11 protein-coding genes are annotated in these 14,701 nt (G+C 71.1%); 7 read left to right on the forward strand and 4 right to left on the reverse strand.

All coding sequences use genetic code 11. From position 1 onward, the window contains the following. Positions 1 to 15 precede the first annotated feature (15 nt). Positions 16 to 1,407: a glutamine synthetase family protein gene (locus PSEJ31_RS0105125; RefSeq protein WP_028914843.1), complete on the reverse strand. Its 1,392-nt coding sequence runs from the start codon at positions 1,405 to 1,407 to the stop codon at positions 16 to 18. Further along, on the reverse strand, positions 1,404 to 2,192 hold the full coding sequence (locus tag PSEJ31_RS0105130; RefSeq protein ID WP_028914844.1) for a gamma-glutamyl-gamma-aminobutyrate hydrolase family protein: 789 nt from the start codon (positions 2,190 to 2,192) through the stop codon (positions 1,404 to 1,406). The genes PSEJ31_RS0105125 and PSEJ31_RS0105130 overlap by 4 nt, the downstream gene beginning before the upstream one ends. A gap of 168 nt (positions 2,193 to 2,360) precedes the next feature. Between PSEJ31_RS0105130 and PSEJ31_RS0105135 the strand changes: the two genes are divergently transcribed. From PSEJ31_RS0105135 to PSEJ31_RS0105155, 5 genes are all read left to right on the forward strand, one after another. Further along, on the forward strand, positions 2,361 to 3,743 hold the full coding sequence (locus PSEJ31_RS0105135) for a glutamine synthetase family protein (protein ID WP_028914845.1): 1,383 nt from the start codon (positions 2,361 to 2,363) through the stop codon (positions 3,741 to 3,743). Between the two features lie 24 nt (positions 3,744 to 3,767). After that, positions 3,768 to 5,045 (forward strand): FAD-binding oxidoreductase, encoded by a 1,278-nt coding sequence (locus tag PSEJ31_RS0105140; protein ID WP_019399670.1) that lies wholly within the window; start codon positions 3,768 to 3,770, stop codon positions 5,043 to 5,045. Positions 5,046 to 5,135: 90 nt separating this feature from the next. After that, on the forward strand, positions 5,136 to 6,431 hold the full coding sequence (locus PSEJ31_RS0105145) for a diguanylate cyclase (RefSeq protein ID WP_037034502.1): 1,296 nt from the start codon (positions 5,136 to 5,138) through the stop codon (positions 6,429 to 6,431). Between the two features lie 94 nt (positions 6,432 to 6,525). After that, positions 6,526 to 6,987, forward strand: coding sequence for a bacteriohemerythrin (locus PSEJ31_RS0105150; RefSeq protein WP_028914847.1), 462 nt, complete (start codon positions 6,526 to 6,528; stop codon positions 6,985 to 6,987). A gap of 70 nt (positions 6,988 to 7,057) precedes the next feature. Then, on the forward strand, positions 7,058 to 7,549 hold the full coding sequence (locus PSEJ31_RS0105155; RefSeq protein ID WP_019399667.1) for a bacteriohemerythrin: 492 nt from the start codon (positions 7,058 to 7,060) through the stop codon (positions 7,547 to 7,549). Positions 7,550 to 7,585: 36 nt separating this feature from the next. Here PSEJ31_RS0105155 and PSEJ31_RS0105160 read toward each other — a convergent pair whose 3' ends face one another. Beyond that, complete coding sequence (locus PSEJ31_RS0105160) at positions 7,586 to 8,848, reverse strand: MFS transporter (protein ID WP_125076127.1); 1,263 nt, start codon at positions 8,846 to 8,848, stop codon at positions 7,586 to 7,588. Between the two features lie 232 nt (positions 8,849 to 9,080). On the opposite strand from PSEJ31_RS0105160, the gene PSEJ31_RS0105165 reads away from it, so the two are divergent. Both PSEJ31_RS0105165 and PSEJ31_RS0105170 read left to right on the forward strand, forming a co-directional pair. Then, the gene (locus tag PSEJ31_RS0105165; RefSeq protein WP_051403654.1) at positions 9,081 to 10,277 is read left to right on the forward strand and encodes an efflux RND transporter periplasmic adaptor subunit; all 1,197 of its coding nucleotides are present in this window, start codon (positions 9,081 to 9,083) and stop codon (positions 10,275 to 10,277) included. Positions 10,278 to 10,359: 82 nt separating this feature from the next. Next, positions 10,360 to 13,524 carry an efflux RND transporter permease subunit gene (locus tag PSEJ31_RS0105170; protein ID WP_028914850.1) on the forward strand — a complete coding sequence of 1,055 codons (3,165 nt, stop codon included), beginning with the start codon at positions 10,360 to 10,362 and terminating at the stop codon, positions 13,522 to 13,524. Between the two features lie 48 nt (positions 13,525 to 13,572). Here PSEJ31_RS0105170 and PSEJ31_RS0105175 read toward each other — a convergent pair whose 3' ends face one another. Further along, positions 13,573 to 14,667, reverse strand: coding sequence for an aldo/keto reductase (locus tag PSEJ31_RS0105175; RefSeq protein WP_051403655.1), 1,095 nt, complete (start codon positions 14,665 to 14,667; stop codon positions 13,573 to 13,575). Positions 14,668 to 14,701: the final 34 nt, after the last annotated feature.

Genomic DNA, 14,701 nt, shown 5'->3' on the forward strand with positions numbered 1-14,701 from the left:
GCGGCGCGCGGCGGGTCAGACGTTCAGCAGCAGGAACTCGCGCTCCCAGGAGCTGATCACGCGGAAGAAGGTCTCGTATTCCTTGCGCTTGACCGAGACGTAGGCGCGCACGAAGCGCGGCCCCAGCAGGGTCGCCAGCGGGGTACAGGTCTCCAGCTCGTCCAGCGCCTCGCCCAGCGAGCGCGGCAGGTCGTAGCCCAGCTCCTTGGCGCTGACCTCGGTCGGCCCGGTCGGGGTGAGCTTTTCGCGGATGCCCAGCAGGCCGCAGGCCAGGGTCGCGGCCATGGCCAGGTACGGATTGGCGTCGGAGCCGGCGAAGCGGCTCTCCACCCGCTGGTTTTCCGGGGTGTCCATCGGCACGCGCAGGCCGCAGGTGCGGTTGTCGTAGCCCCAGCGCACGTTGCTGGGCGAGACCTCGCCGAACATCAGCCGGCGGTAGGAGTTCACGTTCGGGGCGAAGAACGCCATCGCCATCGGCACGTACTTCTGCAGGCCGGCCAGGTAGTGGCCGAACACCTCGCTGAACTCGCCGGGTTTCTTCCCGGTGAACACGTTGCGGCCCCTGCGGTCCACCAGGCTCTGGTGGATGTGCATGGCACTGCCCGGCTCGGTCTCCATCGGCTTGGCCAGGAAGGTGGCGTACACGCCGTGGCGCATCGCCGCCTCGCGCATGGTGCGCTTGAACAGGAATACCTGGTCGGCCAGCGACAGGGCGCCTGCGTGGGTGAAGTTGACCTCCAGCTGCGCCGCGCCGGACTCGTGGATCAGGGTGTCCACGTCCAGCTCCATCGCGTCGCAGTAGTCGTACATCAGGTCCAGGATCGGGTCGAACTCGTTGACCGCGTCGATCGAGTACGACTGCCGCGCCGTCTCCGGGCGGCCGGAGCGACCGGCCGGGGGCAGCAGCGGGAAGTCCGGGTCGGTGTTCTTCTGCACCAGGAAGAACTCCAGCTCCGGCGCGACCACCGGCCGCAGGCCTTCCTTCTCGTATTCGGCCAGCACCTTGCGCAGCACGTTGCGCGGCGCCAGCTCGTGCGGATGGCCGTCCTTGGTGTAGCAGTCGTGGATGATCTGGGCGGTCGGGTCGGTGGCCCAGGGCACCATCCGCACCGTGTCCGGATCCGGCCGCAGCAGCATGTCCGAATCCGAGGGCGAGGTCAGTTCGTAGTAGTCGTCCGGGTAGTCGCCGGTGACGGTGGTGGCGAAGATGCCTTCCGGCAGGCGGGTGCCGTAGTCGTGGCTGAACTTGTCGGCCGGGATGATCTTGCCGCGCGCGTTGCCGGTGATGTCCGGCACCAGGCACTCCACCTCGGTGATGTGCCGCTCCTTGAGCCAGCGCCGCAGCGAGTTCTCCTGCTGCTGCTCGGCGGTGGCCTCGGGTTTTCGGGTGCGTCTGCGTGTACTCATGCGGTTGTCCGGATGCGTTCGGGAGCCGGCGGGGCGGCGCGGCGTCCGGCCCAGGCCCGGCAGGCATCGCCGAACGCGCGGAAGATCGCCAGGTAGAAGGGATTGGACGCGACCTGCCACTCGGGATGCCACTGCACGCCCAGCAGGAAGCCGGGACCGGTGCCGCGGAAGGCCTCGACCAGGCCGTCCGGGGCGGTGGCTTCCACCACCAGGCCGTCGGCGAGCCGGGCGATGCCCTGCCCATGCAGCGAGTTCACCCGCACCCGCCCGGCGCCGGCCAGCGAGGCCAGCAGCCCGCCCGGGGCGAGGCTGATCTCGTGCGCGGGGCCGTACTGGACGTCCAGCGGGTCCTCCAGGTTCTCGCGGTGGTCCATCATGCCGGGCACCTCGTGCACCTTCTGGTGCAGGCGGCCGCCCAGGGCCACGTTGACCTCCTGCAGGCCGCGGCAGATCGCCAGCACCGGCAGGCCCATGGCAATCGCGCGCGGGGCCAGGGCCAGGGTGCTGGCGTCGCGGGCCGGGTCGTGCAGGTTGCCTTCCCAGCTGGGCTCGTCGCTGTAGTGGTGCGGCTCGATGTTGCTGACCGCGCCGGTCAGCAGCAGGCCGTCCAGGCGCGACAGCCAGGCATCCGGATCCAGCGGCGGATCCAGCGAGGGCATCAGGACCGGGGTCGCGCCGGCGCCTTCGACCACCGCGCGCACGTACTTCTCGCCGGCGGCGAGGAACGGGTGCGCTCCGATCAGTTTGCGGTCGGTGGGCAGTCCGACCAGCGGCGTCAGGGCCATGCGAGCAGCGTCCGATGGCGTTCCGGCAACTTACCCCGGGCGTTTTATTTTTACAACACGGCCCGGCCCGCATCCCGCACCACAGCGGTGCATGGACCCGGTGCGGCGTTGAGTATTCTTGACGACCGGACCGCTGTTACCCTCGTCCCGTCCCGCCGAGGTCCCGTCATGACCCCTCCGTCCGCCCCTGCCCTCCCCGCCGCCGACCTGGCCACCCTGCAGGCCATGGAGGGCGCGGCCGACGCCCATGTCGACCTGCTGCTGCCGGACGCCAACGGCGTGCTGCGCGGCAAGCGGGTCCCGGCCTCGGCGCTTGGCAAGGTGTACGCCAATGGCGTGTGCCTGCCGATGTCGCTGGTGGCCGCCGACATCCGCGGCAACACCGTGGAGGAAACCGGGCTGGGCTACGACATCGGCGACGAGGACCGGATCTGCCGCCCGATCCCCGGCAGCTTGCGCCCGGTGCCGTGGTCGCCACGGCCGGCGCTGCAGCTGCTGCTGCAGATGGAGGACGGCAACGGCGGCTGGTTCGAGGCGCATCCGCGGCGGGTCCTGCAGCGGGTGCTGGAGCGCTTTGCCGCGGCCGGACTGACCCCGGTGCTGGCGGTGGAACTGGAGTTCTACCTGTTCGACCGCCTGCCCGATGCCGACGGCCGCCCGCAGCCCACGTCCAACCCCGCCAGCGGGCGCCGCAACGACAGCACCCAGGTCTACTCGATCGACGACCTGGACGAGAACGCCGACTTCATCCACGCCGTGGCCAGCGCCTGCCGCGCCCAGGGCATCCCCGCCGACACCGCGGTGGCCGAGTACGCGCCGGGCCAGTTCGAGATCAACCTCGGCCACCGCGCCGACGCCCTGGCCGCCTGCGACGACGCGGTGCTGCTCAAGCGCGTGATCAAGGCCATCGCCCAGCAGCACGGCGCGCTGGCCAGCTTCATGGCCAAGCCGCTGGCCGGGCAGGCCGGCAGCGGCATGCACCTGCACGTGAGCCTGCTGGACCGCGAGGGCCGCAACGTGTTCGCCTGCACCCCGGATGCGCCGGCTGATGCGCTGCGCCACGCCGTGGCCGGACTGCAGGCCAGCGCGCGCGACAACCTGCTGCTGTTCGCGCCGCACGCCAACAGCTACCGCCGCTTCGTCGCCAACGCCTTCGTCCCGCTCAACGACAGCTGGGGCTTCAACAACCGCACCGTGGCCCTGCGCATCCCGCACAGCGACCCGGCCAACACCCGCATCGAGCACCGCATCGCCGGCGCCGACGCCAATCCCTACCTGGTCGCCGCGGCGGTGCTGGCCGGGATCCTGCACGGGCTGGAAACCCGCCAGGATCCGGGCCCGCCGGTGGTCGGCAACGCCTACGAGCAGTTCGAGGCCGGTCAGCCGCACTGGCGCCAGGCGATCGAGGACTTCCTCGCCAGCGGCTTCGCCGCCGACTGGTACGGCGAATCCTTCCGGCACGTCTACGGCCAGCAGAAGCGGCGCGAGATGCTGGATTTCAACACCCTGGTCAGCGACGTCGACTATGCCTGGTACCTGCGCACGGTCTGAGCCCATGCGCGCCCGGAGCCGCCGGTGAACGCGCCCTACCCGCCCAGCTGGTACGCCGCCAGCGCCGCACCCCTGCCGGAACAGCCGGCGCTGGAAGGCGTGGTCGAGGCCGACGTGTGCATCCTTGGCGCCGGCTACACCGGCCTGACCGCGGCGCTGGAGCTGGCCGAGGCCGGTTACAAGGTGGTGGTGGTCGACGCGCAGCGGGTCGGCTGGGGCGCCTCCGGGCGCAACGGCGGCCAGGCCATCGTTGGCTACGGCTGCGAGCAGTCCACCCTGGAGCGGTTGCTGGGCCCGGAGGAGGCGCGGCTGCTGTTCGACCTGTCGCGCGAGGCCATGGAGCGCCTGCGCGGGCGCATCGCCCGCCACGGCATCGCCTGCGACTGGCGCGACGGCCACGCCCACGTGCCGATCAAGCCGCGCCAGGAACGCGACCTGCGCGCCGGCCTGGTGGAGATGGCCGAGCGCTACGACTACCCGCTGGAGTGGTGGGACCGCGCCCGCCTGCGCCAGGAGCTGGCCAGCGACCGTTACCTCGGCGCGGTGTACGACCGCGCCTCCGGGCACCTGCACCCGCTGGAGTACTGCCTGGGCCTGGCCCGCGCCGCGCTGGCCGCCGGCGTGCGCATCTACGAGCGCTCGCCGGTGGTGCAGCTGGTGCAGGGCCCGAAGCCGGTGCTGCGCACCGCCCGCGGCGAGGCCCGCGGCGACTTCGCCGTGCTGTGCGGCAACGCCTGGCTGCGGGGTATCGCCCCGCAGCTGGAATCCCGGGTGATGCCGGTGGGCACCTACATCGCCGCCACCGCACCGCTGGGCGAGGACGGCGCGCGCGCCCTGATCCGCAACGACATGGCGGTGGCCGACGTGAACTGGGCGCTGGACTACTTCCGCCTGTCCCGCGACCACCGCCTGCTGTTCGGCGGGCGCGCCAGCTATTCCAGCTATCCGCCGCCGAACCTGCGCGGGGTGATGCGGCGGCGCATCCGCAAGGTGTTCCCGCAGCTGGCCGGGGTGCCGATCGAGTACCTGTGGGGCGGCTACGTGGACATCTCGCTCAACCGCGCCCCGCACTGGGGCCGGCTGGGCAGCAACGTGTACTTCGCCCAGGGCTTCTCCGGCCACGGCGTGGCCACCACCGGCCTGGCCGGGCGGCTGATCGCCGAGGCCATCGCCGGGCAGTCGCGGCGGCTGGACGCATTCGCGAAGATCCCGCACGCACCCTTCCCCGGCGGCCGCCTGCTGCGCATGCCGCTGCTGGTGGCGGCCATGGCCTGGTACCGGCTGCGCGACGCGCTGTGGTAAGACCCGGGCCCGGGAAAAACGTGACGCACCTCTAAAGTCCGCCCCGGCCTGGCCGCTAAGCACTGGGACGAACCGTGCAATGGCCGGGGCATGCCCGCGATAGCGCCCAATCCGCCTTCGCCTTCGCCTTCGCTTCCACAGCGTGTCCTGCTGGTGGAGAACTCGCGTGCGTTCGTGCAGGCCGTGGCCCAGGCGATCGAACAGCAGCTGGAACTGCCGGTGACGGTGGCCTCGACCCTGGCCGAGGCCCGCGCCGCGCTGGCCGCCCACGACGACTGGTTCCTGGTGCTGACCGGCCTGGTCCTGGCCGATGGCGACCACGAGGCCGTGGTCGACTGCTTCCTCGGCCGCGAGCTGCCCACCGTCGTGGTCAGCGGCGTGTACGACGAGGAGCTGCGCGAGCGCCTGCTGCGCCGGCAGATCATCGACTTCGTGCTCAAGAACACCCCCGGCAGCCTGGACTACATCGTCTGGCTGGTGCAGCGGCTGGAGCGCAACCGCCGCATCTCGGCCCTGGTGGTGGACGACTCGCCCAGCGCCCGCGCCCATGCCGGCCTGCTGCTGGAACTGTTTGGCTACCGCGTGGTGCAGGCGCCGGACGGCGACCGCGCCCTGGCCGCGGTGGAGGCCGACCCGACCATCCGCCTGGCGATCGTCGACCAGGAGATGCCGGGCATGCAGGGCATCGAGCTGACCCGCCGCCTGCGCGCCCTGCGCGCGCGCGACCGCATGGCGGTGATCGGCGTGTCCGGGCGCGACGACCCCGGCCTGGTCGCGCGCTTCCTCAAGAACGGCGCCAACGACTTCCTGCGCAAGCCGTACTCGCGCGAGGAGTTCTTCTGCCGGGTCTCGCAGAACGTGGACCAGCTGGAGCTGATCGGCAGCCTGCAGGACCTGGCCACCCGCGACTTCCTCACCGGCCTGCCCAACCGCCGCCACTTCCTCGACCAGGCCGAGCGCCTGGTGCCGCGCATGCGCGACGTGCGCCAGCCGCTGGCGATGGTCATGCTCGACCTGGACCACTTCAAGCACGTCAACGACACCTGGGGCCACGAGACCGGAGACCGCGCCCTGCGCGCGGTGGCCTCGGCGATCTCCGCCCATGCCCGGCCGCAGGACCACATCGCCCGCTTCGGCGGCGAGGAGTTCTGCATGCTGCTGCCGGGCCTGGAAGGCCAGGCCCTGCACGACCACCTCGAGGACCTGCGGCTGCGGGTGGAGGACCTGCGCCTGCCGGTGGAGCACGGCGAGCTGCGCCTGTCGGTGAGCATCGGCGCCTGCAACGCGCGCATCGGCGACACCCTGCACAGCCTGCTGGCCGAGGCCGACCGCCGCCTGTACCTGGCCAAGGCCGGCGGCCGCAACCGGGTGGTCGACGCCGGCTGAGCCATCCGCGGCGGTTGATCAGGATCAAGGTCCGCCGCGCGCCCCTGCCCCTAGCCTTCGCCGGTCCATTCGGTCGCCTCAGGGGGGAGGCAGCATGGTCCGGACCATTACCTGGCAGGACGAACTCGACACCGGCATCGATGTCATCGACCAGCAGCACCGGCGCATCCTGGCGATGATCAACCAGCTGTCCGAACGCACGCCGCAGCGCGCCGGCGAGGTGCTCGCCGACCTGGTCGACTACGCGCAATCGCACTTCGCCTTCGAGGAAGAACTGATGGAGGCGGCCGGCTACCCGCTCGCCGACGCCCACCGCCGGGTGCACGAGCTGTTCGCGCGCAGGGTGGCGCGCTACCAGGAGCGCCACCAGGCCGGCGAGGACGTGATCGCCGAGCTGCGCGACATGCTCTCGGTGTGGCTGTTCAACCACATCCGCAACGACGACAAGGCCTACGCCGGACAGGTGCGGCGCTACCTGGACGAGTTCGCGCGCAGCCAGGCCGGCGGCGGCTGGATCGCCGCGGCGCTCAAGCGCCTGTTCGGCGGGGGCGCTTGATCGCGATCAAGGCCGGCCGCCGGCCGCGCCCATAGCCTGCGCCCACCATCCACAGAGAGTGCATGACCGCATGTCCCTGATGATCTGGCAGGACGACCTCGATACCGGCATCGAGGTGATCGACGATCAGCATCGCCGCATCGTGTCGATGATCAACCAGCTGCACCAGGCGCAGACCGGGGCCTCGTCCCTGGCCGTGGGCGAGGTGCTGGACGAACTGGTGGACTACACCCTCTCCCACTTCGCCTTCGAGGAGGAGCTGATGGAGGAAGCCGGCTACCCGTTCTGCGCCGCGCACAAGCGGGTGCACGAGGTGTTCACCAAGCGGGTGGCCGAGTACCGCATGCGCTTCCAGGCCGGCGAGGACGTGGTCGACGAGCTGAAGGGGATGCTCTCGCGCTGGCTGTTCAACCACATCCGCAACGACGACAAGGCCTACTCCGAGCAGGTGCGCCGGCACCTGAACCGCTTCGCCCGCGAGCACCAGGAAGGCGGCTGGCTGGCGCGGACCATGGGCCGGCTGTTCCACCGCCACGGCCACAGCAGCCACGCCCGCCACTGAGCCGGGCGCGCCGGCGCGCGGGCAGCGCCGGCGCGCTCAGTCCACCGGCTGGCGCGGCACCAGCAGCAGCGCCAGCAGGGTCAGCGCGGCCATGCCGGCCAGGTAGGCGCCGACCGCGCCGATGCCGTGGCTGGCAGCCAGCCGCGTGGCGATGTACGGGGCCGGCGACGCACCCAGGATCCCGGCCAGGTTGAACGCCAGCGAAGCGCCGGTGTAGCGCACCGGGGTCGGGAACATCTCGGCCAGGATGGTGCCGCAGGGACCGTAGGTCAGTCCCATCAGCCCCAGGCCCACGCACAGGAACAGCAACACCTGCCAGGCGCTGCCGGCCTCGAACAGCGGCTTGAACAGCAGGCCGAACAGGATGATGCCGACGGTGGCCAGGATCATCGCCCGGCGCCGGCCGAAGCGGTCGGCGTACACCGCCGACAGCGGGATGGTCGCGGCGAAGCACAGCACGCCGGCCATCTGCAGCAGCAGGAACTGCTCGCGCCCGTAGCCCAGGCCGGAGGTGCCCCAGCTCAGCGCGAACACCGTCATCAGGTAGAACAGGACGAAGGTCGCCATCAGGGCCAGGGTGCCCACCACCAGGGTGCCGGGGTGGCGCAGCAGCACCGTGGCCATCGGCAGGCGCTCGCGCTCCTCGCGCTCCAGGGTCTTCCGGAACGCCGGGGTTTCGGTGATGCGCAGCCGTACCCACAGGCCCACCAGCACCAGCGCGGCGCTGGCCAGGAACGGCACGCGCCAGCCCCAGGCCATGAACTGGCCCTCGTCCAGGAAGTGCGCCAGCCCCAGGAACACCCCGGTCGAGCACAGGAAGCCCAGCGGCGCGCCCAGCTGCGGGAACATGCCGTACCAGGCACGCTTGCCCGGTGGCGCGTTCTCGGTGGCCAGCAGCACCGCCCCGCCCCATTCGCCGCCCAGGCCCAGGCCCTGGCCGAAGCGGCACAGCGCCAGCAACGCCGGCGCCAGCACCCCGACCTGGGCATAGGTCGGCAGCAGGCCGATCACCACGGTGGAGATGCCCATGGTCAGCAGCGCCGCCACCAGGGTCGCCTTGCGCCCGATGCGGTCGCCGTAGTGGCCGAACACCGCCGAGCCCAGCGGCCGCGCCAGGAAGGCCAGGGCGAAGGTCGCCAGCGACTGCAGGGTGGCCGCGGTCGGCTCCGAGGCCGGGAAGAACAGCTTCGGGAACACCAGCACCGCGGCGGTGGCGTAGATGTAGAAATCGAAGAACTCGATCGTCGTACCGATGAGGCTTGCGAACAGGATGCGACGTGGCGAGGCGGGTGCACTCATCGGCAGTCTGCAAGGCATTGGAACGGGCGGCCGATTATGGCCCAGGATCCGGCCGGGCCCGGCAGCCGTTGCGCCGGCAACCGGCCTGCGGCCAGATTCGCGCTTTCCCTGCCGCCGCCGTCCCCCGCCGTGGCGCCGGCAATGCCGCATCTCATCGCAAGGACCGGGGCCGCCCGCGCGGCCGCCCCGTCGCGACCCGTCCCCCGTACGACCTGAAGCAATGGAACCCCACATGAGTGCCAGCAAGCCGCAACGCGCCGGGCGCCCGCCATCCACCGGCCGCCGCATGACCCTGATGCTGATCCTGTTCGTCGTCGTGTTCGGCGGCGTGTTCGGGCTGTGGTTCGCGTCGCAGCGCGCGCTCAACAGCTTCTTCGACAACATGCCGCAGCCGCCGGTGGAGGTCAGCACCTTCGAGGCGCGCGCCGAGACCTGGAGCGACACCGCCGAGGCGGTGGGCACCCTGGTCGCCGACAACGGCACCCAGGTCACCACCGAGGCCGGCGGCGTGGTCCAGCGCATCGCCTTCGAGTCCGGCCAGCGGGTGCGCAAGGGCGACCTGCTGGTGCAGCTGAACACCGCCAACGAGCTGGCCCAGCTCAACGCACTGGAGGCGGCCGCCGAGCTGGCCGCCACCCAGCGCGACCGCTGGCGCGAGCTGGGGGCGCAGAAGCTGGTGTCGCAGGCCGAGGTCGACGAGCGCGTCTCCGACGCCGCCCAGACCCACGCCCAGGCCGAGGCGCAGCGCGCCCTGATCGCGCAGAAGACCATCCGCGCGCCGTTCGACGGGGTGCTGGGCATCCGCCGGATCAACATGGGCCAGTACCTGAACCCGGGCGACCCGATCGTGGCCCTGCAGGCGCTGGACCCGATCCACGTCGACTTCACCCTGCCCGAGCAGCGCCTGAACCAGGTGGTGGTCGGCAGCAAGGTGCAGGTGAGCGTGGATGCCCTGCCCGAGCAGGCGTTCGAGGCCGAGATCACCGCGGTGGAGCCGGCTGTGGAGACCAACACCCGCAACTTCGGCGTGCGCGCCACCCTGGCCAACCCGGACGGGGTGCTGCGCCCGGGTACCTTCGCCCGGGTGCGCTTCGACCTCGGCCAGCCGCGCCAGGTCGTGGTGGTGCCGCAGACCGCGGTCAGCTTCAACCCATACGGCAACTCGGTCTACGTGCTGGTCGATGCCCCGGACGAGGTGAAGAACGCCGAGGCCCAGGAAGGCCAGCAGGCACCGCAGCACGTGGTCAGGCAGCGCTTCGTGACCACCGGCCCGACCCGCGGCGACCTGGTCGGCATCACCGACGGCCTCGAGCCCGGCGAGGTGGTGGTCAGCAGCGGCCTGCTGCGCCTGCGCAACGACGCCCCGGTGCTCATCAACAACACGGTGACCCCGCAGGCCGACCCCGACCCGCGTCCCGAGAACCGCTGACCGGCGGCAACGCCGCCGCTCCCGGCCGCTGCCCGCGCGGCGCCCACCACCCCGGCCGCCCCCGCGGCCGGAGGAGGACACGATGAAATTCACCGACATCTTCATCAACAAGCCGGTCCTGGCCCTGGTCGTCAGCCTGTTCATCCTGCTGCTGGGCCTGCGCTCGTTCTCCGAGCTCAACGTGCGCCAGTACCCGGAGCTGCAGAACGCGGTGGTCACCGTCAGCACCGCCTACTACGGCGCCGACGCGGACCTGATGCAGGGCTTCATCACCACCCCGCTGGAACGCGAGGTGGCCTCGGCCGAGGGCATCGACTACCTGACCTCGACCAGCGCCGCCGGCATCTCCACCATCCAGGCCTACATCCGCCTGGACCACGACGCCAACGAGGCGCTCACCCAGATCGCGGCCAAGGTCAACAAGCTGCGCAGCCAGCTGCCGGCCGAGTCCGAGGATCCGGTGATCGACCTGCAACAGGGCCAGCAGATCGCGGCGTTGTACGTCTCCTTCGCCAGCGACCGGCTCGACAACAACCAGATCACCGACTACCTGGTGCGGGCGGTGGAGCCGCGCATCGCCACCATCCCCGGCGTGCAGCGCGCCGAGATCCTCGGCGCGGGCACCTTCGCCATGCGCGTGTGGCTCAAGCCCGACCGCATGACCGCGCTGCGGGTCACCGCCAGCGACGTGCACCAGGCGCTGCAGGCCAATAACGTGCTCTCGGCGCTGGGCTCGACCAAGGGCCAGATGGTCGCCGTGGACCTGACCGCGCGCACCGACCTGCGCAGCCCGGAGGAGTTCCGCCGGCTGATCGTGCGGGAGGAGAACGGCGCGATCGTGCGCCTGGGCGACGTGGCCGACGTGGAACTGGGCTCGGAGAGCTACGGCACCTCGGTGCAGATCAACGGCGACGCCGCCACCTTCATGGGCATCTTCGTCTCCCCGGACGCCAACTCCCTGGACGTGATCGAGGAGGTGCGCCGGGTGTGGGACGAGGAGATCGTGCCGCAGCTGCCGGAGGGCATCGAGGCGTCCATCCCGTACGACAGCACCGAGGCGATCGAGGACGCGATCAACGAGGTGGTGCGCACGATCATCGAGGCGGTGGTCATCGTGATCGTGGTGATCTTCCTGTTCCTCGGTTCGCTGCGCAGCGTGCTGGTGCCGGCGGTGACCGTGCCGCTGTCGCTGGTCGGCGTGATGTTCCTGATGCTGCTGCTCGGCTACACCATCAACCTGCTGACCCTGCTGGCGATGGTGCTGGCGATCGGCATCGTGGTGGACGACGCGATCATCGTGCTGGAGAACATCCACCGCCACATCGAGGAGGGCATGAGCCCGCACGACGCGGCGATCAAGGGCGCGCGCGAGCTGGCCTGGCCGGTGGTGGCGATGACCACCACCCTGGTGGCGGTGTACCTGCCGATCGGCTTCCAGGGTGGCCTGACCGGCGTGCTGTTCACCGAGTTCGCCTTCACCCTGGCCGGCTCGGTCCTGCTTTCGGGCGTGATCGCCCTGACCCTGTCGCCGATGATGTGCGCGCGCATCCTCAAGCCGCACGCGAACGGCGCCGGCAAGGGCCGCCTGGAGGGCTGGCTGGACGCGCGCTTCGAGAAGCTGCGCAGCGGCTACCAGCGGCGCCTGCACGGCGCGCTGGAGACGCGCAGCGTGATCGCGGTGTTCGGCCTGCTGGTGCTGGTGTCCTGCGGGCTGCTGTACTGGACCGCGCCCAAGGAGCCGGCGCCGCTGGAGGACGAGGGCTTCATCTTCGCCATCGGCAGCGCCGACGCCTACACCACCCTGGACTACGTCGAGCGCTACACCGCGCAGATCAACGCGATGGCCGCGGAGATCCCCGAGGTCAACGACTTCTTCCTGTTCAACGGCGGCTTCGGCGGGGGCGGCGGCGCCAGCAACAGCGCCATGGCCGGCTTCGTGCTCAAGCCATGGAGCGAGCGCGAGCGCTCGACCAACCAGGTGCTGCAGCAGGAGCTGCAGCCGAAGCTGGCCCAGGTCACCGGCCTGAACACCTTCGCCCTGGTCCCGCCCTCGCTGCCCACCGCCGGCGGCGACGGCGGCGGCGAGTTCCTGGTGCTGGGCATCGGCTCGCTGCAGCAGCTCAACGAGCTGTCGGACGCGATCCTGCAGAAGGCGATGGAAAGCCGCCGCTTCATCTTCCTGGACAAGGACCTGAAGATCGACAAGCCACGGGTCGAGGTGCAGATCGACCGCGAGAAGGCGGCCTCGCTGGGCATCGACATGCGCACCCTGGCCGCGGACATGGCCGCCATGCTGTCCGGTGGCTACACCAACCGCTTCGCCATGGAGAACCGCTCGTACCGCGTCATCCCGCAGGTGCGCCGCAGCGACCGCCTCAACGCCGACCAGCTGCGCAACTACTACACCCGCACCCGCGACGGCGAGCTGGTGCCGCTGTCGACCCTGGTCACGCTGAAGGAGACCGCGCAGCCGCAGACGCTCAAGCGCTTCCAGCAGCTCAACGCGGTGGCGATCACCTTCGCCCCGCGCCCGGGCGTGTCCAAGGGCGAGGCGCTGCGGGTGCTGGAGGAGGCGGCGGCCGAGGTGCTGCCGCAGGGCTACAGCGTCGACTACGCCGGCGAGTCGCGCCAGTACAAGCAGGAGGGCGCGACCATGCTGGTCACCCTCGGCTTCGCCCTGGTGGCGATCTTCCTGGTGCTGGCCGCGCAGTTCGAGAGCTTCCGCGACGCGCTGATCATGCTGGTGACCGTGCCGATGGCGATCTCCGGCGCGCTGCTGGTGCTCAACTTCCTGGCCCTGGTGGCCGGCGCGCTGCAGATCGCCGGGATCGAGGCATTCCCGGGCATGAGCATCAACATCTACACCCAGGTTGGCCTGGTCACCCTGGTCGGCGTGATCTCCAAGCACGGCATCCTGATCGTGGAGTTCGCCAACAAGCTGCAGCTGCAAGGCCTGTCCAGGCGCGAGGCGATCGAGCAGGCCGCCGGCATCCGCCTGCGCCCGGTGCTGATGACCACCGCGGCGCTGGTGTTCGCGATGATCCCGCTGCTGCTCGCCAAGGGTCCCGGCGCCGCCGCGCGTTTCTCGCTGGGCATGGTGATCGCCTCGGGCATGACCATCGGCACCGCGTTCACCCTGTTCGTGCTGCCGGCGTTCTACCTGTACCTGGCGCGCGACCACAGCCATGACCGCGTGGCCGCGCGCGAGGCCGGCGCCACCGGCGAGCCGGAGCCGCAGGCCGGCTGAGCCGGCAGGGCCGCGGCGCCCCCGCTGGCGTCGCGGCCTCCCGGCGGCTCAGGCCGCCGGCACCGGGGCCTCGCGTTCGACCAGGCCCTCGTCCTTCAGTTCCGCCCACAGCGCCGACGGCACGTCCACCGCCATCGAAGCCACGTTCGCCCGCACCTGCTCCGGCGTGCGCGCGCCCGGGATCACCGCCGCCACCACGTCCGGCGCCGCGGCGAACTGCAGGGCCACGGTGCGCAGGTCCACCCCGTGGCGATCGCAGGCCGCCTGCACCCGCGCGCGCTTGCCGGGTGCCCAGTCCGGCACCTCGCCTTCGTAGAGATAGCGGTCGCGCCCGGCCAGGTAGCCGGCCAGCAGGGGTACACCCACCACCACCGAAGCGCCGCGCGCGGCGATCCTCGGGAAGGTCTCGTGCAGCGCCCGGGCGTGGTCCAGCAGCGAGTACTGGCAGGCCAGCAGGAAGATGTCCGGATCGGCTTCCTCCAGCGCAGCCAGCGCCGGCTCGGGGCGGTTGACCCCGAAACCCCAGGCCTTGATCAGGCCTTCCGCCCGCATCCGGGTCAGTTCGGGCATGGCACCCTTGGCCGCCTCGGTGAAGCGCCGCTCCCAGGGCATGCCCAGGTCCTGCTCGTTGTCCGGCGACAGGTCGTGGATGAACACCACGTCCAGCTGCGATACGCCCATCCGGTTGAGGCTGTCCTCCACCGAGCGCCTTGTCGCGGCGGCCGAATAGTCGTAGCGGTAGCGGAACGGCGCCGGCTCCACCCACATGGTCTCCTGCAGCGGGCCGCTGGTGCCGGTCAGCAGCCGGCCCACCTTGGAGGACAGCACGTATTCCTCCGCCGGATGCCGGTGCAGGACATGGCCGAAGCGCCGTTCCGACAGGCCCAGGCCATACCAGGGCGAGGTATCGAAGTAGCGCACGCCGGCCTCCCAGGCCGCGGCCAGGGTCGCCTCGCACTGCGCGTCGCTGGCCGCGGCGAAGCCATTGCCGAACGCCACCCCGCCCAGGCCCAGCTTGGCCGGCGGGCGATAACGCTGCGAGGGCGGGTTGCGCGGCAGGGAACGGGTGGAAACATGGCCGCGGGTGGGCAGGACGCTGCCGGGCTCCGGCAGCGGGGGCGCGGTCCGGGTCGGATCGGTCATGGCCGCGTGCTCCGCAGGATGGCGCTCCAGACTG

The organism is Pseudoxanthomonas sp. J31, assembly GCF_000510725.1.
Taxonomy (GTDB): domain Bacteria; phylum Pseudomonadota; class Gammaproteobacteria; order Xanthomonadales; family Xanthomonadaceae; genus Pseudoxanthomonas.